Here is a 20,737-nt window from a genome sequence, read left to right on the forward strand (position 1 = left end):
GCGGGCCCCCCCCCCCGCCCGGGTTACTCACCACAACCTCTTTCCCACACAACATTGGTGCACCCCCCCCACCCCCCCGGCCGCGCAACCACACTTTTCGATCAGGCCGGTACGGCCTACTTCGCGGCCTGAGCGGTGGCCCACCGGTAGTCCGCCTTACCGGCCGGCGTGCGCTTCACTTCGTCGACCACGACGATCGATCGCGGGATCTTGTATCCGGCCAACGACTTACGGCAATGCTCCTGGACGGCCTCCAGTGTCAACTCGTCGACATCCGGGTAGATGGCGACGACCGCCGCGACGGCCTGTCCCATTCGTTCGTCCGGCACGGGTACGACGAGGGCGTCGGCGACCGACGGATGCGCATGGAGCGCCGACTCGACCTCTTCGGCGAAAACCTTTTCCCCACCGGTGTTGATGCATTGCGAGCCGCGACCGAGGAAGACGATGGTGCCGTCGGCCTCCACTCGACCCATGTCGCCGAGGATCGACAGGCGCGAGCCGTCGGCGCGTGCCGGGAAGGTCTGGGCGGTCTTCTCGTCGTCCTTGTAGTAGCCGAGCGGAACGTGGCCGATGCGGGCGATGTAACCGACGTCGTCCGAGCCCGGCGGGATGGGCTCGAGCCGTTCGTCGACGAGAATCATGTTGGGCGTCGGCGGCATTCGCAGGTTTCCGTCTTCGTCGACGTCGAACGCGCCGTCGTTGCCCGTTTCCGATGCGCCGAAGTTGTCGCGTAGCAACAGATCCGGCTTCACAGCGAGCATGCGGTCGCGCACGCTCGTCGACCAGATGGCGCCGCCCGAGGTGATGGAGAACAGCGAGCTGAAGTCGACCTCGTCCTTCCTGCGTTCCATCTCGTCGACCAAGGGCAATCCCATGCCGTCGCCGACGATGAGGATCACCTGCACCTTGCCCTTCTCGATGGCCTCGACGACCCTCTTCGGGTCGAATTCGCGCCTCAGGACGACCCGCGCGCCGAGCGTGAAGAAGGTGAAAAGCGAATACAGGGCTGCGCCGTGCATGAGGGGCGCAGCGATGAGGAACGCGAGGTCGGGGAACTCCTTCGCTCCCGCTGCCACTTCGGCGAGGTCCTTGCGCGGCTCAGTGCCGTACGGATTACCACCGGACAGCGGTTTGCGGAAGAAGTCGTCGTGCCGCCACATGACACCCTTCGGGTATCCGGTGGTTCCGCCCGTGTAGAGCAGGTAGAGGTCGTCGCCCGAGCGCGCAGGAAACTCTGCGGTGGCCGGCAGCTCGTGCGCGTCGGAGAAGGAGACCACGCCGACGGATCGCTGTTCGGCGGCCTGCTTCAGCTCGTCGGTTACCTCACCGACGACGAAGACAGTGCGGATCAACGGACAGCTCTCGAGCAACGGCGCAAGAACCTGCTGATGTTCGGGAAGTTCGACGACCACCGCCACCGAATCGGAGTTGGTGAAGATGTATTCGAGCTCGGTGGGTGTGTAGCGGTAGTTGATGTTGATCGGCACAGCTCTGATCTTGATGAGACCGAGGATGCTGGTGACGTGCTCGACGCTGTTCTTGAGAAACACCGCGACGTGATCGTCCTTGGAGATCCCCGCCTGCGCGAAGAGCTGTCCGGTGCGGTTGGACTCCGCGTCCAGTTCTGCGTACGTGAGGTTCAGGTCTTCGTAGGTGAGCGCTATCCGATCCGGCACCGCGGCCGCGGTCGTCTCGAAAACATCAGCAAGGTTGAACTTCACTGCGCATCCCTCCTGCAACCATCCACCTCGACGAACCTTGCCCCAGAATCTAGAACACGTTTCACCTAAGGGGAAGGGTTTGCGAGGATTCGTCGCCCGGTCGAGAGGGGGTCCCGAACGCCGCGCGCTTTCGACGCTCGCGAATCGCACACGCCAGTCCCGTGGTCCGACGCCGCAGTATCGCTCGAAAGATGCTCAGTCAGTGGACAGGGAACCGAGGCGCGCCAGCAACGGAGCAGCCTCGGCCAGCTTTGCTGCCTCCTCAGGACTCATCTCCTCCATGAGACGCCGAACTCCGCGGACCCACATGTCGTCGATCGCACGGTTGTTGCTTCGAGCCACGGCCGTCTGATACAGCCGGTGCGAGCGCCCGTCGTCGGGATCCGCTCGTTTTTCAAGCAATCCCCGGCCGACCAGGCTGCGGACGGTGGTACTCACATTGCTGCTCTGCAAACCCAGGAACCGAGCAATCTCGGACACGGTGCTTCCGGGACTCTCCTCGAGAGCACGGAGCACCTCGATTTCCGACTGCGGAAGCCTGGACAAGCCGGCCTCGCGCTCCCCGAAGCGGCGCAGCGCCCACACCAACGAGCGCGCCGTCTGGGCTAGATGCGAGACATCGACCATAGGAGCAGCGTTGGCGTTGGACACCCCGACAGCTTACCCCTAATATACATATAAATTTAGATATAACACTACACATGAACTGAAGGTTTGATGTGAACCAGCGCTCGCACGAAAGCGGCACGGCCGTGCACGACAAGGACGAGACCACCGCCGCTCCCCCGCACGCGGACCGACCCGAACCCCCGGACGGCGATCGACCGTCCCACCTGCCGGCGAAGGTGGTCGCCACGCTCGCGCTGCTGGCCGCAGTGGCACCTCTGGCCATCGACATGTACCTGCCGGCGTTTCCCGCGATGGCGATCGAGTTCGACACCAGCGCGTCCGCAGTGCAGTTGACCCTGACGACATTCCTGATCGGCCTCGCCGCAGGGCAGCTCGTGTTCGGGCCGCTCTCGGACCGGTACGGTCGGCGGCCACTACTGCTCATCGGAACATTGGTCTGCGCAGTGTTCAGTGCGGCGTGTGCTCTCGCGCCCAGCATCGAGCTCCTGGCCGCGGCACGATTCGTGCAGGGATTCGCCGGGGCGGCAGGCATCGTGCTGGGCCGCGCCGTCATCTCCGACCGCGCCCGTGGCGGCGCCGCGGCGAAACTGTTCGGTCTGCTCGTCGTCATCAACGCCGTGGCCCCCGTCATCGCCCCGCTGCTCGGCGGCATGGTCGTCACCGGCTTCGGATGGCGCGCGGTGTTCTGGGTCCTGACCCTGCTGTCCGCGCTGATGTTCGTGTGCGTGCTGACCGTGCTGCCCGAAACCCATCCCCAGGAACGACGCACCGCCGGTGGTTCCGCCGCGATGCTCCGGGAGGCCCGAATCGTCCTCCGCAATCGTCGGTATGTCGGGTTCACCCTGGCGTACGCGTTCGCATTCGGCGTCATGTTCGCCTACATCTCGGCGTCCCCGTTCGTCGTGCAGAACGTCCACGGCCTCTCGACCGCCTGGTACACCGTCGTTTTCACCGCCAACGCACTTGGCCTGGTCGTCTTCAGTGTCGCCAACGGCGCCGTCGTCGCCCGCCTCGGCGACCGCGCCACCCTGCGAATCGGCCTGACGCTGCTTGCTGCGTTCTCCGCCGTGATGCTGATCAACAGCCTCGTCGGACCCACCCTGTGGGTCACACTGATTGCACTGTGGGCCACCATGGGCAGCCTCGGTCTGGTTATCGCCAACGCCACCACCCTCGCCCTCGGGCAGGCACGACAAGCCGCAGGCACCGGCTCCGCCATCCTCGGAGCCCTCCAGTTCCTTCTCGCTGCCGCGATCTCCCCGCTCGTCGGCATCGGCGGCGAGCACACCGCCACCCCCATGGCCTTCGCCATGATCGTCAGCGCGGTCATCGCTCTGGGCGCACTCACCCTGACAAGAGAGAACTCCGCCCGGGGCGGTTTCACGTTGCTGCCTACCCGTACCGTCGCCACCCAGATCACGACCGACGCGAGTGGTCGCGGTAGAAATGCACCAAATGATGGTTGATGCACGATATATCAACACATCAACCATCATTTCGGGCGCTTATGGAGCGTGGCGCGGCTGGGAGATCAGCCCCCGATAATTGTCCCTGGGGTGTCGATACCTGTGGTACCGCACTGCTGCATGGGAGTTCCGCTGATGAGGCAATTGACAGCCGCTTCCGCGAGGTGCGGCAGCCAGGACAGAGAGGCCAGTGCCACTGCGGCGCTACCCGAACCGGCGCTTCCCGTCGGCACCGCATTCGCGGTACCCGGCACGATCAAGGCAACTGCAGCGCAACCCAAGACAACGGCAGTGAACTTTCGCTTCACGAAAACGGCACCCTTCGAGCGGATTACATGGTCGGCACTAGATCGACAATTGCGTCCGGATCGTTACGCCCGCCTTGTTCTGGCAAGCCCACTGCGATCGGAATGAGCGCGGGCCGATGCTTCCCAGGCCTGACGCCTCACCAGCCCGCGCGTTCCACACACTACCTCGAGTCGAACGCATGTTCCCATCGAACACAACAACTCTTGGCAGGCCCCACTTATTGATAGACAATGCGTCCAGTAGTTGGATGCCATGAACGTCGAACCGTCCGAGATGCGAGAGTGCTTACATGTCTTCAGAACTCACCGGCAAGACAGCCATCGTCACAGGTGGCGCCACTGGAATCGGTCGCGCGACGGTCGAACACTTCGTCCGCGAAGGCGCTAGCGTGGTAATTGCCGATGTGAATCGCGACGAGGGTAAGGCCTTGGCCGACTCCCTCGCCCCCGCAGCGGTGTTCCGCGAAACCGATGTTTCCGACATCGACCAGGTGCGTGCACTGGTGGACTTCGCGGTACAGACGTTCGGGGGCCTCGACGTACTGGTCAACAACGCCGGCATTTCCGGCCCGATCCATGCCAGCTTCCTCGACGACGACCTCGAAGCCTTCGACAAGATCTTCGCCATCAACCTGCGCGCCGTGATGGTGGGTACGCAGGCAGCAGCCAAGTACATGGCGTCGAACGGTGGCGGATCGATCATCAACACGTCCTCGATCGGCGGCATCATGGCCGGCCGGGGAGTGATCACGTACCGGGCATCCAAAGCTGCCGTCATCCACTTCACGAAGTCGGCGGCCATCGACCTCGGTGTCCATGGAATCCGCGTGAACTGCCTTGCCCCGGGGAGTATCCCGACAGAACTGCTGGCATCGTCGACCACTGCACTCGAGGGCGAGGAGCGCGAAGCGATGATTGCGAGCGTGCGCACTACGCAGTCGAAGAAGCGGCCCCTCAACCGCGAGGGAACGGTCGACGACGCGGCCGAAGCCGCCGTCTATCTGGCCAGCGACCGCGCCGCCTACGTCACCGGCGCCGTCCTCCGCGTCGACGGCGGCACAGCCGCGGGCAGCACGATGACGACGCCGGGTCAGAGCTGAAGTCGGAACTCCCTGCCCGTCACCAACTCACGGGCAGGGAGTAGACGCCGTAGGCGAGCCGGTCGTGCTTGAACTCGATCTGGTCGATGGGGACGGCAAGCTCCAGAGTCGGAATACGGCGGATGAGCGTGGAGAACGCGACCTGAAGTTCGACGCGGGCGAGCTGCTGACCGATGCAGCCGTGCGGGCCGAACCCGAAGGCGAGATGCTTGTTCCCCGCCCGAGCCACGTCGAGTTGGCGCGGCTCGTCGAAAGTCCGTGCATCCCAGCTTCCTGCGGCATAGTCGAGGACGACACCCTCGCCCGCACGAATCACGACGTCACCGATCTCGATGTCCTCCAGAGCAATCCGGCGCTGTCCGTTGTGGACGATGCTCAGATACCGCAGGAGTTCCTCGACCGCAGGGGCGATGGACTTGGGATCGTCGTTGTTGCGCAGGAACTCGAGCTGCTCGGGATTGTGGAGCAGCGCCAACGTTCCGAGTGAAATGATTCCGGCGCTGGTCTCGTGCCCGGCCGACAGCAGACCGTTGGCAAGCGCCACACCCTCGTCGATCGTCATGTCACCCGCACGAATGTTGTCGGCGAACTCCGCGATCACTCCCGTCGACTCCTCCGAGGAAGCGAGTCGCTCTTCGATGACCTCGCGCATGTAACCGCGCATCGCCGTGAACAGCCGCTCCTGCAGTTCCGGTGTGGCGTAGCGATCCATCGCCGCCGAGGCGTGTTCCTGGAAGAAATCATGGTTGTCGTAGGGAACTCCGAGAAGCTCGCAGATCATGAACGACGGAAGCGGCAGACCGAATGCCGGTACGAGGTCGACCGGATTCGGCCCGGCGAGCATGTCGTCGATGAGCTTGTCGGTCACCTGCTGGATCTTTTCGCGCTGCGCTTCCACACGCTTGTACGAGAAGGTGCGTGTCATCATGCGCCGGAGCCTCAGGTGCCCGGGCCCGTCGGTGTTGAAGATGCTGTCGGGTCGCATCGGAGCGATGGCCGCCCTGCCCGCATTCCAGTGCGGAAAGCCTGTCAGGCGATCGTCGGTGCTGATTCGAGGATCCAGTGCCAACACGCGCAATTCGGCGTTCCCGGTGACCAGCCACGGTGTGCTGCCGTCCCAGATGCGGACGCGCCTCAGTGGCCGGTTGGCCGCCGAGTCGATGAGTTCTGCCGGGACGTCGAACGGGCAACGCGCGTCGCGTTCGACGGGAAAGTTCAGCACTGCCTCATCGACGCCGGTCGCGGAATTCTCTGTCATGTGTACTTCACTCCGTAACGGTGACTGGGTACCAAGGGCGCTACGAGAGCGTGACGCCGTCCATCTGTCCGCTGTCCCGCCATCGGGCCAGCATGTCGAAGAACTGGATCGGGCCGCCGCCGTAGTTGGCCGCGACGAGTCCGTCGGGATTGCCGCTGTCGCCCTCGTTGTCGAGGTAGCTGGGGGTGCAGTCCGCATAGAAGGCCTGTCCCGGCTTGGAGAGTTCCTGCATGGTGGCGACCCAGCTGTCTTCCGCCTCGAGGTCTGCCTCGATCGTGGTTGCGCCCCGCTCGACGCGCTGCTGGAGCAGATAGACGAGGTGGCGGGCGCGTTCCTCGGCGGTGTGCGTGTAGTTGTTCGCGATGCCGGTCTGTGTGTAGCCGAGAAAGAAGCAGTTGGGGAATCCGTTGGACTGCAGGCCGTGGAAGGTACGCGGTCCGCTCTTCCACTTGTCGCTCAGGTGGATGCCGTCGCGGCCGATGATGTCGAATCCGGCCCGGCGGGTGTAGCTGCTGCTGACGTCGTATCCCGTTGCGAAGATCAACGCGTCGATCTTGTATTCCTTGCCACCGACGACGACCCCGTCGCGGGTCAGGCGCTCGATTCCGCGCCCGTCGGTGTCGACGAGTTCGACGTTGTCGCGATTGAATGTGGGCAGGAATTCGTCGTGGAACCCGACACGCTTGCAGAGCCGCTTGTACCAGGGCTTGAGTGCCTCGGCGGTGGCCTTGTCGGTGACGATGGAGTCGATCCTGTCGCGCACGCGCTCCATGGATTTGTAGTCGGATTCGAACAGGAACTCGCCGATCTCCTCCGCGGTCATCGGTGTGCCCCGGCGGTCGTTCTCCTGCTGGATCGCGGTCTTGGTGACCTCGGAAGCCACGCGGGTCCAGCCGTCGTCGACGAGGTCGGTGTGGCTCTCCACGCCCGCGGTGTAGCGGGTGAAGTTCTCCATCCGCTCGCGCTGCCATCCGGGCCCGAGATTCGCGGCCCAGTCGGGGTCGGTGGGCTTGTTGCCCCGCTCGTCGACAGCATTCGGTGTCCGCTGGAAGACATAGAGCTGCTGGGCCCATCGACCGAGATGGGGCACCACCTGCAGGCCGGTGGCACCCGTGCCGACGACGCCCACGGACTTGTCCTGCAGCCCGGTCAGCTCACCGAACTCGCCTCCCCCGGTATACCCGTAGTCCCAGCGACTGGTGTGGAAGGTGTGGCCTTCGAACTCGTTGATGCCGGGAATGCCAGGAAGTTTCGGACGCACAAGTGAACCCGGCGAGACCACCACGACCCGGGCGCGGATGCGGTCGCCGCGATCGGTCTCCACGATCCAACGATCGTCCGCCTCGTCCCACACCATGCCTGTGACGGTGGTGTGGAAGAGCGCATCGCGCACCAGGTCGTACTTGTGCGCGATCGCCTCCAGATGCTCACGGATTTCGGCGCCGTACGCGTACTTCTGGGTGGGGACGTAGCCGAGTTCTTCCAAGAGCGGCATGTAGATGTACGACTCGATGTCGCATTGGACGCCGGGATAGCGGTTCCAGTACCAGGTTCCGCCGACACCGCCGGCCCGGTCGAGCAACCTGATGCCGTCGAGGCCTGCCTCACGCATCCGTGCCGCGGCGATCAGGCTGCCGAGTCCGGCACCGATCATCAGGATCTCGACCTCGTCGGCCACCGGATCGCGTTCGATCCGTTCGACGTAGGGATCGTCCTCCCAGTGCGAGAACTCGGCAGTGACCTCGACGAACTGCTCGACGCCGTCGCGTCGGATCCTCTTGGCACGCTCGTAGGCGTGCTTGGCCCGCACCCAATCCGGGTCGAAGCCTTCGGGTTTCGGGCCCGGCGGCGTCAACGTCTCCGGCATGCTCGGTTCCTTTCACCTCTCGGCAGGCTACTGCTCACGCGAAGCGTTCCCGCAGCGGCCGGTCGTCGGGGGTCGATCGGTAGATCCCGCGATCGATCATGCGGGGAATCACCTCGTCGATGAAGTCGCGGATCGATGCCGGGCCGACAGGGAACATGAGGTTGAACCCTCCGACGTTGCCGTCGTCGTACCACGCCTCGAAATCGTCGACGATGTCGTCGTACGACCCGACGAACTTACGGTGCTGGGCACCGCCCCGACCGAGCGACTGCGCCGTGACCTCGCGGACCGTGGCGCCGGGATGTGCCTCGATCCAGTCGTAGAGACCGACGTAGTTCCCGAAGGTGCTCTTGATGGTCTTCTCGACATCGGCCGGCTTCGGCATCTTCTCGAAAGGGAACCGATCTTCGACACTGTCGAACGAAATCGGCTCCAACCCGAACTGCACCAGCACTTTCGGCGCGAGGAGTTCCCACGGGACGAACTCGTCCAGGGCGAGCATCTGCTCCTCGGCCTCCTTCGCAGTGCGCGCGACATAGGGAATGAGGCCGGGCACTGCCGGGACGCTCCCGACGGGGCGTCCTGCGTCGGCGAGCGCCTTGTCGAGATCCTCCCGGTATGCGGCCGCGCGCTCCCGGTTGGATGCTGCAGTGAACACCATGTCGGCGTGCCGCGCGGCGACCTTGATGCCAGGACCGGATCCACCCGCCTGCGCGACCAATGGCCGGCCCTGACGGCTCGGCGCGACGTTGAGCGGGCCGATGACACTGAAGGACTCGCCCTTGTGGTTGATCGGCGAGGCGTAGTAGCGCGTGACGCCATCGGGGTCGCGGCGCACCTCCCGATTGGCCCAGAGGGCTTCGGTGACGTCGAGGAATTCCGTGGCGCGCCGGTATCGGGTCTCGCGGTCGGGGTGGCTGGTCTTGCTGTAGTTCAGTGCAAGCGCGTCGCCGACGGTGGTGACCGCGTTGAGCCCGGCTCGCCCGTCGGATGCCTGGTCGAGCGAGGCGATGAGGCGTGCGAGTGTGTACGGGTCGTAGAACGTCGTGGATGCGGTGGCGATGAGACCGACGTACTTGGTCTCGCGGGCCATCGCGGTCAGCGCGGTGATCGGCTCGGCCGGCCCTCCGTCGAATGCGGGTGAGTTCGGCATGCCGGGTACGTCGCCGAGGAAGATCGCGGTGAAGAGCCCTTCATCGCCGAGGTGGCCGTAGGTCATCAGCCGCTCGAACGGGTCTATGAGCGCCGTACCGGCGTGGTGCTGCTGTTCGTACGAGGGAGCCCCCATGTGGAGGTTGATGTCGTTGCCGACGAGGTTCAGATGGAGATAACGCCGAGTCGTCATGGGGCGTCCTTCAGATCAGAGGTGGCATCGAGAGTCGTCCTGTAATCCCAGTCACACGCTATAGATGGATGGTTCGACAAGTCAATAGACGGTTCGTCCATCTTTTGAACGAATTGGCTTGCTTACATGCTCGCTCACGTCTTCATCGCTTCGGAACGTGTCGGGACGCGATCCGCGACAGCAGCACGACCTGCTGCAATCCCCCACACCCCGGCGACCGCGAGGGTGGCACCGGCGCCGCCGTAGACCATCCCGCTCGGGTTGGCCATCACGTTGCCCGCCGCATACAACCCTTCGATCGCATCGCCGTCGACGTCGAGAACCCGCCCCTCGGCGTCGGTGCGAGGGCCGCCCTTCGTGCCGAGCGCCGAACTGATCACCTCGACGGCATAGAACGGCGCCGTCCCGACCGGGCCGAGCGTTGCACCGGGGGAATCCGGGTCGCCCATCCTCCCACCGGGGAAACGATCGAACGCACTACGGCCCCGCGAGTAATCCGGGTCGACGCCTTGCGCCGCATGGCCATTGAACCGTGCGACGGTGTCCGTCACCGCGTCGATCGGAAGATCCAGTGCTGCAGCCAGTTCCGAGATGGACGACGCCCGGACGACCCACTCGGGCACCGGAGCCCCCGGGCGACCGCCGAATACGCCGAAGCGGTCGACGGCGGACTGGTCGAAGATCATGTACGCCGGGAGATTCGGGTAGTCGAGTCGCGATTCGTCGAGATGATGGAAGGCACCACCGAACGCGTTGTAGTTCGCCGCCTCGTTGGCGAAGCGGCGACCGTAGCGGTTGACCATGATCGAGCCGGGAAGCGCCCGCTCGCGCGAAGACAGCATCGCGATCGGCTCGCCGTCGCGCCGGATGCCCGGACACGGCACCGACGGCGACCACCACGCTTCACGCATATTGCCCAGGCGGGCACCGACTCTCATAGCCATCTTCAGGCCGTCTCCGGTGTTCGTCGGTGCACCGATGGGGCGCGTCAGCGGCCCGCGCAGGAAGTCGCGCACCAGATCCGGGTCGTACTCGAACCCTCCGGTCGCGAGCACAATCGCAGAGGCTCCGATCGCCCTCATGCCGTCGTCGGTCTCGACCTCGACACCGTCGACGACGTCGTCGTCGGTGCACAGCCGCAGCGCCCGGGCCCCGGTCCGCACGTCGACCCCGTGCTGGAGGCACGCCTTCAGGAGGCCACCGACCAGCGCGCGACCCAGCCCTTCTTCCTTGGCTTCCGCGCGGGCAGCGAGAACCTCCGGCGCGACGACCCCCGTCCCGCCGCCGAGTGGCATTTCGACCAGCACGATGCGTTGGATATCGCCGGCGATGCGGTCGATCCACTCCTCGATCCCGGCGAAAGAGAACAGCCCGGGCTCGAGAGTCCGGCCACCATGGGGCTTTCCACCGGGATGCTCGGGGTGGTAGTCGGGATACCCCTCGACGAGCTGGAGGCGTAGGTCGGTGTGCTCGCGCAGGAAGTCGACAAACCCAGGGCCGCCGGAGATCAGCGCCTCGGCAAGATCGGGCAGGATCATCCCGTTGGACAGGCTCGAGAGGTAGGCCAGGCCTTCCTCGAGTGAGTCGTCGACGCCGTTCTCGGCCGCGACCGGGTTGCCCGGAACCCAGATTCCCGCACCGGACAGTGCGGTCGTGCCACCGATCAGCTCGGCTTTCTCGAGCACCGCCACGTCGGCGCCTTCCAGCGCGGCGGCGAGCGCGGCGGTGAGGCCGGCAGCTCCCGACCCGAGAACGACTACGTCGTACATCTCCTGCATAGGTATTCGACCCACCATCTCTTCGCCGCGTGTTGTATATATTGAACAGCTGGTCTCTATTGATGCACTTTCGCTATGGTAATCAGGATCACAACACGCCACAAGAGCCCACTCGAACCGGAGGCCGGAGTGTCCGAACCCGAAACATACGACGTCATCGTCCTCGGCAGCGGCGCCGCCGGACTCACCGCCGCGTTCACCGCAGCACACGGAGGCGCCAGAGTCACCATCGTGGAGAAGAACCACCGGATCGGCGGCACGACCGCCTGGTCGGGAGGTCACGTCTGGATCCCGAACAACCCGTACATGACCGATATCGGCGCCACGGACAGCGTCGACGACGCCATGACCTACCTGATGTCACTCGGCCGCGGCATCCTCGACGAACGCCTGGCCCGTGCCTTCGTGGACGCCGGACCGAAGATGGTGCGCGCACTCGCCGACGACGGCGGCGTCAAGTTCTTCGCCGTGCCGGGCCTACCCGACTACCACCCGTCGAACCCCGGCGGTAAACCCGAGGGCGGCCGGACACTCGGGCAGGAACTGTTCCCCTTCCCCATCCTCGGCGAGTGGCAGGACAAAGTCGAGGTGACGCCCTACTACTCCCCCTACCTGCGCATGGACGAGACCGCGATCGGCTGCGCAGTCCCCAAGGCCCCCACCGACGAAGAGAAGGCACACCGCGAGGCCGACGACCTGCGCGGCATGGGCGGCGGCCTCGTCGGCGCTCTCCTGAATGCCTGCCTCCAGGTGGGCGTCACGATCGAGGTGTCCACGGCGGCACACGACCTGCTCATCGAGGACGGCCGGGCAACCGGCGTGGTCGTCGAGACCGCAGAGGGACGACGAACCCTCCACGCCGCACGCGCCGTCATCCTGGCGACCGGCGGGTTCGAGTGGAACGAGGAGTACCGCGCCGCATTCCTGCGCGGCCACGTCACGAAACCCGCCTCGATCCCCACCAACACCGGCGACGGCCTGCGCATGGCAATGCGCGCGGGCGCAGCACTCCAGAACATGCGCGAAGCCTGGTGGATCCCCATCACCGAACTCCCCGAGGGCATCAACTCGATGAACCTCGAGATGATCAACGGCGACCGCACCCGGCCGCGCAGCATCATGGTGAACCGCACCGGCCGACGCTTCACCAACGAGGCCGTCAGCTACAACTCCGTCGTGGGCGCATTCCACCAGGAGGACGTCACCGCATTCCGGTACGCCAACTTGCCCGCGTGGCTGGTCTTCGACCACACCTACCTCACCACCTACGGATCGACGGGTCGCGCCTACGCGGGCACCACACCTCCGTGGCTGGTCGAGGCACCCACACTCCGCGACCTCGCTCTGACGCTCGGCGTCCCCGGCGACGAACTCGAGCGCACCGTCGAGCAGTGGAACACGAACGTCGCAGCGGGCAAAGACCCGCATTTCGGCCGCGGCGAAAGCGCCCACGACCGCTGGTGGGGCGACCCGTACAAGAAGGGCAGCATCGACGGCACCCTCGGACTGATCACCGACGGTCCGTTCTACGCCATGGAACTGACCGCCGGCGTGATCGGCACCAAGGGCGGACCCAAGGTCGACGAGCACGCCCGCGTGATCGACCTCGACGGCAACGTGATCACCGGACTGTATGCGGCGGGCAACGTCTCGTCACCCACCGGCGCCTCGTACGGCGGCCCGGGCGGAACACTCGGCCCGGGAATGACATTCGCGTGGATCGCCGGGCGGCACGCGGTCGGAGCCGGCCAATAGACTTTGGTGTTCTCAACAGCGTATATCGCTGTTGAGAACACCGAAGATCAGGTCGAGACGCAACCCTTCTACTGCTTGCGGGTCTCCGGGTCCATCGGCTCGATGCCCTCCTCGATCGCCTTGATCAGGAGGGCCGTGAAGCGGGTGTAGAAACGCGCCATCCGGATGAAGCCGGTTCCGAACCAGAGTCCGGGCTGCGCCGACCGGCGCCAGGTGTTCGCATACTCGCCGTCGGCGGCGCGACCGTAGGCCTTGTCGATCCTGGCCGCCGCGGAGCCGAGGACCGGCTTCAGATGGCCCCAGAACTGGTGGTAGCCGGTCGCGAAGACGATCAGCTCGACGTCGCGCATCTCCGACCCGTCGGTGAACACCACCGTCGTGCCGTCCTTGATCTCCGCGACCTCGACGCCCTGCTTCAGTTGGACCCGACCGTCGGCGATCAGCTGCGATGCGCCGATGTCGATCTGGTAGCTGTCTTTGCCCGACATGTGCGCACCGATGATCCCGGTGCCGTCGGGACCCCAGTTGAGCTTGAACCCCTGGGATTCGAGTGCGTCGAGCAGTTCCTTGTCGGCCGCCTTCGCGAGCTGCACCAGTTCCTTGTTGAACTCGTCGACGCGTTCGTTGGGCAGGGCGTAGGTCATCTGGTCGGCGAAGTCCGGCGTCAGCGTCATGTCTTCGGTGAACAGCGTCGACCAGTACCGGTGATAACTCTGGTAGGTGACGACGTAGGTCGACGTGCGCTGCACCATCGTGACATCGGCGTCGTGTTCCCAGAGGTCGTGCGCCAGTTCGTGACCGCTGACCCCCGACCCGATGACGAGCGTCTTCTTGCCTGCGTAGCGGGTGCCGTCCTGGAACTCGTCGGAATGCACTGCGACACCACGGTATTCCTGGAGACCTTTGATTTCAGGGATACGCGGCGAGCCGAACATGCCGCCCGCCACGATGAAGTGACGCGGATGCAGGTCGTGGATCGAGCCGTCGCCTCTCTGCACGCGGACGGTCCACCGCTCGATGTCCTCGTCGTAGTGGCCGCTGAGGAACGTCGTGCTCGTCCACACGTTGAGATCGAGTGTGGTGGCGTATGTTTCGAGCCAGTTCGCGAACTTGTCCTTCGGAGTGTGCGCCGGCCACGTCGCGGGAAGCGGGAGATAGGGAAGATGGTCGCCGTAGACGGTGCTGTGCAGCGCAAGCGATGCGTAGCGTTTGCGCCACGTGTCGCCGATGCGTGCCTCGCGGTCGATCACCAGAGTGTCGACGTCGAGGGCACCCAACCTCGCGGCGAGGGCCAGGCCGTTGTGTCCGGCGCCGAGTACGAGGACGGTGGGGTCACGGTCTTCGAACGACGTCTCCTTGTGCCGATCGTCGGCCCAGCGCGTGCGACCCGGCACGACGCCGTAGACCTTGCCCTCGGGGCGACGGTGACGGGTGCCCTCGGGGAAGGCTTCGAGCGCTTCGACCTGGGTCTGCAGCGTGAACGCGACGAAGCGCGACCCGTCGCGTACGAGTCGCGCGAATCCGCGGTCGACGCGGTCGTTGGTGGTGAAGTCGAAGAACCCCATGATGTCGTCGCCGGAGACGAAGGGCTCCTGTTCGGAACTCACGGAGAACCCGGACGCGCTCCATTCTTTGGCGAGCTCGATCAGCCGCGCGGCCGTCTGCTCGCCGCCGACGGCGTGGTGGAAGTCCCACGGGAACGCCATGAAGTCGCGCCAGGTGGCGTCGGGATGCAGACATGCCTCCAGTTCGACCTCTGAGCCCTTGTCGAGCGCGGCGGAGAATTCTGCAAGCCAGGCAGTGAAGACCCGCGCCGCATTCGGAGCGTCGATCTCAGTGCTGGAGTCGACCTCATGGGCTGAATTGCGCCGAGCTTCCATCATGGGTTGCGGCTCCTTCTCGGTGTAATGCATCATCCGAAGGCTGTGTATTTAACGAACGCATTGGTTCTATATACACACATACTGGTCGAGCGGTCCGCTCTCCGTCAAGAGTTCGGAACGGAACCTTGTGGGGCCCAGCACCATCAGCTAGCGTCCAAGTGTATTTTCTACACATACCTGTGCACTATCTGAGACGGGAGACGAGGATGGCGGGCAGCGCCTCGCACGAGGTGGGGGCCGGGCTGATCGTCCGAACCTTCACGTCCCACCATGGCGCGAAGCGCCGGTTCCTGGTGCTGGCCCTGGCCGCCGATGCGCTCACCTGCCGCGAACTCGCCGCCGACGGACTGGTGATCGTCGAAGTCCCCGTTCGTTCCGGCAGTGCGCTCGACGACAGCGACCGCGCCCTGCAATGGGCCCGCTCGGTGGCTACCGACCTCTTCGATGCCGATCCGGGCCGCATCGCGGTGCTCGACAGCCCGGAAACTCATCCTCTCGCTACCGAACTCGCGAAACGCGTACGGGCGCGACGGGAACCCGAACTCCTCGCCGAGACACTCCACTCCGCCGATGCCGCTCTGCACGCCCGCATCGCTACGCTTCCGGGGTTCGATGGCCCCGCCGAGCCCGCCGTCGCGGTGCACCGCCGGATCGAGCCTGCAACAGTCGATCAGCTCGATCTCCTGACCCGATGGGACACCACGAGCATCGACACCATTCGCGCGAGCTACGCCAAGGTCACTCCACCTCCGACTCCGGTGAACGAACGAGTCGAACGGGTCGACGACGTCGTCCCCGGAACTGGAGGGCGACACGGCGTACCCGTCCGGTGGTACCGGCCTCGGGACGCCACAGGCCCGCTCCCCGCGATCGTGTACTTCCACGGCGGCGCCTACATCATGGGCGGGCTCGACGAGAACGACGATCGCCTCGATCGACTCGCCGCCGATATCGGATGCGCCGTCGTCTCGGTCGACTACCGTCTTGCACCCGAGAATCCTTATCCTGCAGGGCTCGACGATGCCGAGATGGTGTGGCAGCACATCCTCGGCAACGCAGATGCACTCGGAGTGGACCCGAGCCGCCTCGTCATCGGCGGCGCGAGCGCCGGCGCCGGGCTCGCCACAGCACTGTGCATCCGTCTCGTCCGGGTGGGCCTGCCCCAGCCCGCGCTGCAACTCCTGGTCTATCCGATGCTCGACGACCGTGAGCACAGATCCCTGAAGGCGCTCGAAGGTGGTGCCGGGCACTGGGGTTTGTGGCGTCTGGAGGCCGAACGCCACTCGTGGCGGGCGTATCTCGGCGAACTCCACGGTGCAACACCGCCGGCAACGGCCGCACCGGGGCGCGCGACGCTCGACGAATTGCGCGGCACCGCACCCGCATTCATCGGGATCGGCGACGTGGACGCACTGCTCGACTCCAACCTGCATTACGCCGCGCAGCTGTCCCGTGCCGGGACTCCGGTCGAACTCCATGTCTACCCCGGTATGATCCACGGCGGATTCGTCGCCCGCCCTCGTACACGACAGACCCAGCGTTTCCTCGACGACGTCTACGCCGTGCTACGCAGGACGTTCGAGGTCGATGACTGACCTCAGCGCATCGCGGCCAGCAGCGCCTCCGACATCGCATCGATCGCGCGTTCACGTTCGATGTCCCACCCTTGGATCAACCAGAGATGCATGAAGTAGTCGAGCATCGAATAGAGCATCGCGGCACTGAGCCGCAACTGCTCCGTAGACGCCGTCGCCTTGGTGCGTGACCACTCGACGACCAACTCCTCCATGGTGCGCATGTGCTCGGCAGCGAACTCCGGATCGGCCGCGCGCGCCTCGTGCAGCGTCTTGTAGAGGGTAGGCGCCTCGAGATAGAAGTCGACCATCCTCTCGAAGAACGTCCGCACCGAAGCGGCCTGCCCATGTCCCCATGTGAAGCCGTCCTGGGCTTGCCACTCGACCATCCGCGCGTCGCGGAGGTTGCGCAGGACAGTGGCCTTGCCGTCGAAGTGCAGGTAGAAGGTCGCCCGGCCGATGCCGGCCCGCTGCACGATGTCGTCGACGGTGGTGGCGAAGTAGCCCCGCTCTGCGAACGCTTCCAGGGAGGCATCGAGGATGCTCTGCCGGGTCAGGTTCCGTTGACGCTCGCGCATGGACAGTCGTGGAGTAGTGCTCATGAATCGGTGATCCTAACTGGGACCGCAACAGTGACTAGGGCCGCTTCCGTGCAGCCTTGCTGAGCCGGAATTCGGGGGGAAAATTCTCGTCGTTCGCCTTCACCGAATCGGTCAGTCCCGCCTCCATCATCTCGGCATTCAGATGGAATTCATGCTCGTCCGGGCGGACGAGCCGCCCCATGGATTCGACCATACCGGTGAGGAGACTGCCCATGTACTCCCCCTGATGCTGCTTCATCATCCGGAAGAACATCTTCTGGATGACGACGGTGTCGGTCGGGCGGTTGCGCGCGCACGCCTTCGCGTAGGTCTGCACTTCGTCCTCGAGATCGTCGCGGGCCACGACCTTGTTGAGGAAGCCGCACTCGTACATCTCGTCGGCGGTGAACGGCCGTCCGGTGAACACCATCTCCTGGAAACGCCGGATTCCCATCGTCATCGCCCACGTCCACATACGCGGGCCCCAGCCGACGTAACGGAACGCGGCGTGCCCGAACAGTGCGTCGTCGGACGCGATCACGAGGTCGGCGTCGGCGGCCTGGTAGAAGTGCCAGCCGTAGCAGTAGCCTTTGACCTCGACGATGCTGATCTTGTTGAACTCCTGCAGACTCCGGCAACCGGATCGGGAGTCGGCGAACCACGAGCCGTAGTTGCCCATGTTGCGGTACGAGTCCTTCGGTGGATAGACGACATCGGGGTCGTCGATCCGGAACTCCTCGAGTCGCTCTGCGGAGTCTCCGTGGTCGATACCGGCCATGAAGTCCGGTAGGTCGACCCCGCTCCCGAAGTCGTCGCCCTCCGCCCGCACCACCAGCACTTTCACGTCGTCGTCGATGCTCGCCTGATGCAGAAGATCGGCGTAACGCAGCCGCGCTTCGACCGTGGGCGCGTTCAGCCGGTCGGGCCGGTTGAACGTGATGGTCGCAATCTTGGTGGCCCGATCCTTTTCGTAGAGGATGATCTCCTCGGCCGACGGCGGTTCGCTGTTCGACATTACGTGTGCTCCTCGAGTTCGGTGGGTGGTTATCGAGCGGGCGCCCGGCCGATCACTCCGCACTGTTCCAGTGCACGCAGGTCGTCGTCGGTGACGCCCAGCGCTCTCAGTTCGTCGTCGTTGTGTTGCCCGAGCAACGGCGCCGGACGCTGCGTCAGGCGCTCGGGAAGTCCCGTCATGATGAACGGCAGGGTGCTCTGCCGATAGCGTCCGACGACGGGATGTTCCATGTCTTCGAAGAACTTTCGCGCGAGCAGCTGCTCGATCTCGGTCTGACGGTGCGGCTGCATCATCTTGGCGACGGGGACGCCGGCGCTCCACAACAGGTCGACGACATACTCGGAATCCCGGCCGTCGCACCAGGCCTGCATGAGCTTGTCGATTTCGTCGTGATGCTCCAGGCGCCCTGTGGCGGAGGCGAAGCGAGGATCCCGCAATTCCGGGATCTCGCTCACCGTGTCGACGAGCGCGCACCATTGGGTGTCGTTCTCGACAGCGAGTGCGATCCAGCTGTCGGGCCTGCCGAACTCGTCGGCCTCCTTCGTCCGATACAGGCCTTGCGGAGCAGCGTCCGGCCCTCGATTGCCCTGTCGCGCCAGGATCGATCCGGTCGCGGTGTATTCGATGACCTGTTCGGCAGTGATGCTCAATGCCGCATCGATCATGGATGCCTCGACGAGCGCGCCTTCGCCTGTCGCCGTTCGGTGTTCGAGCGCGAGCAGCAGCCCGTACACGGCGTGCATCCCGGCATTCGGATCGCCGATGCAGGAGGGTTCGAGCGGGTTCTGGTCGGGGTAGCCCGTCATCCAGGTCAGCCCGGCGGCGTCTTCGATCGAGTAGGCGAATGCCGCGATGTCGCGCCAGGGGCCGTCGAGTCCGAAGCCCGGCATGCGCACCATCACGATGTCGGGTCTGATCTCCCGCACCCGCTCGTAGCTCAAGCCGGCCTGGTCGAGCACACGCGGCGTGAAGTTCTCCACGAGCACGTCGCATGTTTCGATGAGACGCTCGAGCAGTTTTCGTCCCTCGTCGGTGGTGAAGTCGAGTGTGACGCTCTTCTTGCCTGCATTTCCGCCGAGGTGGATGGGCGAACGCTCCCACCACATGTCGACATCGCCCGAGACTCCACCGACGAGACGGCCTCCGTCCGGGCGCACGACGGACTCGAGATGGATGACATCGGCACCGAGCAGCGCGAGCAGGTGGGTCGAGGTGGGGCCGGCCCAGAAGGCCGTCATGTCCAGCACCCGCAATCCGGCGAAAGGCAATGTGCCGCTGTCATCGTCGCTGTGTTCGCGCACGGGCCCGAGCGTGGCGTCATGTTCACCGAGCGCCGGAGACGGTTGCGGTGTCGCCCAGGTGAACGAGGACACCTGGAAGGGTCGGCGGGGCTGAAGGAATTTCCCGTACGGGTTCTCGACGAACACCTTGCGCGCCTCGAAGTGGTCGAGGGTGGCGATGTTGCTCGGGTCTGCGACGGGAGCGTTCGGGATCCGGAAGGCGATCGCCAGTTCTCGTACCTCGTCGACCGTGCGCTTTCCGACCCACTCTGCGATCAGGGGTGCCACCTCTGCCGGACGGGACATGATCGCGTCGTCCTCGATCCATTCGGCGTGATCCATCATGACGTAGAGATCCTGGCGCTGCTGCAGTGTCCCGCAGGCCATTCCGACGAGTCCGTCTGCAGCCTGCTGGACCCCGGGAAGCACCAACGCACGTTCGGTGCGCCACGGCCGGTCCATCACATCGTGGTAGGTGACGGGGTAGTACGTCAGGCTCAGCACGATGGCCTCGAGCATCGACAGGTCGATCAGGCACCCGCGACCCGTCAGGCGTGAGTTCATGCGTCCGGTCAGCACACCGATGGCGGTGTAGGTGCCGGTCACGAACTGACCCACCCGGCCACCCACCTGCACCGGCGCGCGATCCGGCGCCCCGCGACCGAGACCCACGATCGCCCCCGCCCACGCTTGCAGTGTGAATTCGGTTGCAGCCCTGCCGCTCCACGGACCGTCGAGTCCGAACGGGCTGATCGACACGATGACCAGGTGCGTGTGGTCGACTTCCAGTCTCGTCGGATGCAGTGCCGCGATGTTCGCGAACGGGGAGTCTGCCGACCAGATCACCGCATCGGCGCTCGCCAGCAGCTGTCCGATTCGTTCCGCGACGTCCGCGGATCCGGGATCGATGACGCAGCTTTCCTTACCGCCCGCCAAGAACTGAAAGAACGGGCCGCTCTCCCCGTCCCCGATCTCAGCACCTGAGCCGGACCAGCGACGCAACGGGTCGCCGGTCTCGGTTTCCACCTTCACCACCGTCGCACCACCGTCGGACAGGAGCCTGGTGCCATACCCTCCGGCAACGCCCACCGACAGGTCGACGACGACGAAGCCCTCGAGCGGAAGCCCCTCGCTCCAGCTGTCCTGGCCCTTGTTCATCGGAGATTCCTCACG

Annotated in this window: 14 protein-coding genes; 4 read left to right on the forward strand and 10 right to left on the reverse strand. The window is 65.1% G+C overall.

Annotated features, from left to right (window positions below; translation table 11 throughout):
- Window positions 1-116: 116 nt before the first annotated feature.
- Both ACFWB0_RS13815 and ACFWB0_RS13820 read right to left on the reverse strand, forming a co-directional pair.
- Window positions 117-1,724 (reverse strand): AMP-binding protein, encoded by a 1,608-nt coding sequence (locus ACFWB0_RS13815; RefSeq protein ID WP_378491017.1) that lies wholly within the window; start codon window positions 1,722-1,724, stop codon window positions 117-119.
- Between the two features lie 195 nt (window positions 1,725-1,919).
- The gene (locus ACFWB0_RS13820) at window positions 1,920-2,375 is read right to left on the reverse strand and encodes a MarR family winged helix-turn-helix transcriptional regulator (RefSeq protein ID WP_378491018.1); all 456 of its coding nucleotides are present in this window, start codon (window positions 2,373-2,375) and stop codon (window positions 1,920-1,922) included.
- A gap of 68 nt (window positions 2,376-2,443) precedes the next feature.
- Between ACFWB0_RS13820 and ACFWB0_RS13825 the strand changes: the two genes are divergently transcribed.
- Window positions 2,444-3,820: a multidrug effflux MFS transporter gene (locus ACFWB0_RS13825; protein WP_378491019.1), complete on the forward strand. Its 1,377-nt coding sequence runs from the start codon at window positions 2,444-2,446 to the stop codon at window positions 3,818-3,820.
- 598 nt (window positions 3,821-4,418) lie between these two features.
- The gene (locus ACFWB0_RS13830; protein WP_378491020.1) at window positions 4,419-5,228 is read left to right on the forward strand and encodes an SDR family NAD(P)-dependent oxidoreductase; all 810 of its coding nucleotides are present in this window, start codon (window positions 4,419-4,421) and stop codon (window positions 5,226-5,228) included.
- Between the two features lie 19 nt (window positions 5,229-5,247).
- Here the strand turns inward: ACFWB0_RS13830 and ACFWB0_RS13835 are convergent, their stop codons facing one another.
- The 4 genes from ACFWB0_RS13835 to ACFWB0_RS13850 all read right to left on the reverse strand — a co-directional run bounded on the left by ACFWB0_RS13835 (window position 5,248) and on the right by ACFWB0_RS13850 (window position 11,467).
- The gene (locus tag ACFWB0_RS13835) at window positions 5,248-6,486 is read right to left on the reverse strand and encodes a cytochrome P450 (protein ID WP_378491021.1); all 1,239 of its coding nucleotides are present in this window, start codon (window positions 6,484-6,486) and stop codon (window positions 5,248-5,250) included.
- A 40-nt stretch (window positions 6,487-6,526) separates the two neighbouring features.
- Window positions 6,527-8,353 (reverse strand): flavin-containing monooxygenase, encoded by a 1,827-nt coding sequence (locus tag ACFWB0_RS13840; RefSeq protein ID WP_378491022.1) that lies wholly within the window; start codon window positions 8,351-8,353, stop codon window positions 6,527-6,529.
- Window positions 8,354-8,387: 34 nt separating this feature from the next.
- On the reverse strand, window positions 8,388-9,698 hold the full coding sequence (locus ACFWB0_RS13845; protein ID WP_378491023.1) for an NtaA/DmoA family FMN-dependent monooxygenase: 1,311 nt from the start codon (window positions 9,696-9,698) through the stop codon (window positions 8,388-8,390).
- A 134-nt stretch (window positions 9,699-9,832) separates the two neighbouring features.
- Window positions 9,833-11,467, reverse strand: a complete 1,635-nt coding sequence (locus tag ACFWB0_RS13850) for an FAD-dependent oxidoreductase (RefSeq protein ID WP_378491024.1) — start codon at window positions 11,465-11,467, stop codon at window positions 9,833-9,835.
- Window positions 11,468-11,605: 138 nt separating this feature from the next.
- Between ACFWB0_RS13850 and ACFWB0_RS13855 the strand changes: the two genes are divergently transcribed.
- Complete coding sequence (locus ACFWB0_RS13855) at window positions 11,606-13,231, forward strand: FAD-dependent oxidoreductase (RefSeq protein WP_378491025.1); 1,626 nt, start codon at window positions 11,606-11,608, stop codon at window positions 13,229-13,231.
- Window positions 13,232-13,299: 68 nt separating this feature from the next.
- Here ACFWB0_RS13855 and ACFWB0_RS13860 read toward each other — a convergent pair whose 3' ends face one another.
- Window positions 13,300-15,147 (reverse strand): NAD(P)-binding domain-containing protein, encoded by a 1,848-nt coding sequence (locus tag ACFWB0_RS13860; RefSeq protein WP_378491026.1) that lies wholly within the window; start codon window positions 15,145-15,147, stop codon window positions 13,300-13,302.
- A 173-nt stretch (window positions 15,148-15,320) separates the two neighbouring features.
- On the opposite strand from ACFWB0_RS13860, the gene ACFWB0_RS13865 reads away from it, so the two are divergent.
- Window positions 15,321-16,709, forward strand: coding sequence for an alpha/beta hydrolase (locus ACFWB0_RS13865; protein WP_378491027.1), 1,389 nt, complete (start codon window positions 15,321-15,323; stop codon window positions 16,707-16,709).
- A 2-nt stretch (window positions 16,710-16,711) separates the two neighbouring features.
- On the opposite strand, the gene ACFWB0_RS13870 is transcribed toward ACFWB0_RS13865, so the two are convergent.
- The 3 genes from ACFWB0_RS13870 to ACFWB0_RS13880 are packed head-to-tail and all read right to left on the reverse strand — an operon-like array spanning window position 16,712 to window position 20,722.
- Window positions 16,712-17,290, reverse strand: a complete 579-nt coding sequence (locus tag ACFWB0_RS13870; protein WP_378491028.1) for a TetR/AcrR family transcriptional regulator — start codon at window positions 17,288-17,290, stop codon at window positions 16,712-16,714.
- 34 nt (window positions 17,291-17,324) lie between these two features.
- Window positions 17,325-18,284, reverse strand: coding sequence for an enoyl-CoA hydratase/isomerase family protein (locus ACFWB0_RS13875; protein ID WP_378491029.1), 960 nt, complete (start codon window positions 18,282-18,284; stop codon window positions 17,325-17,327).
- A 29-nt stretch (window positions 18,285-18,313) separates the two neighbouring features.
- Window positions 18,314-20,722, reverse strand: a complete 2,409-nt coding sequence (locus tag ACFWB0_RS13880; protein WP_378491030.1) for a CoA transferase — start codon at window positions 20,720-20,722, stop codon at window positions 18,314-18,316.
- Window positions 20,723-20,737 lie beyond the last annotated feature (15 nt).

Origin of the sequence: Rhodococcus sp. NPDC060086, from assembly GCF_042730275.1 — a bacterium.
Classification (GTDB): Bacteria; Actinomycetota; Actinomycetes; order Mycobacteriales; family Mycobacteriaceae; genus Rhodococcus.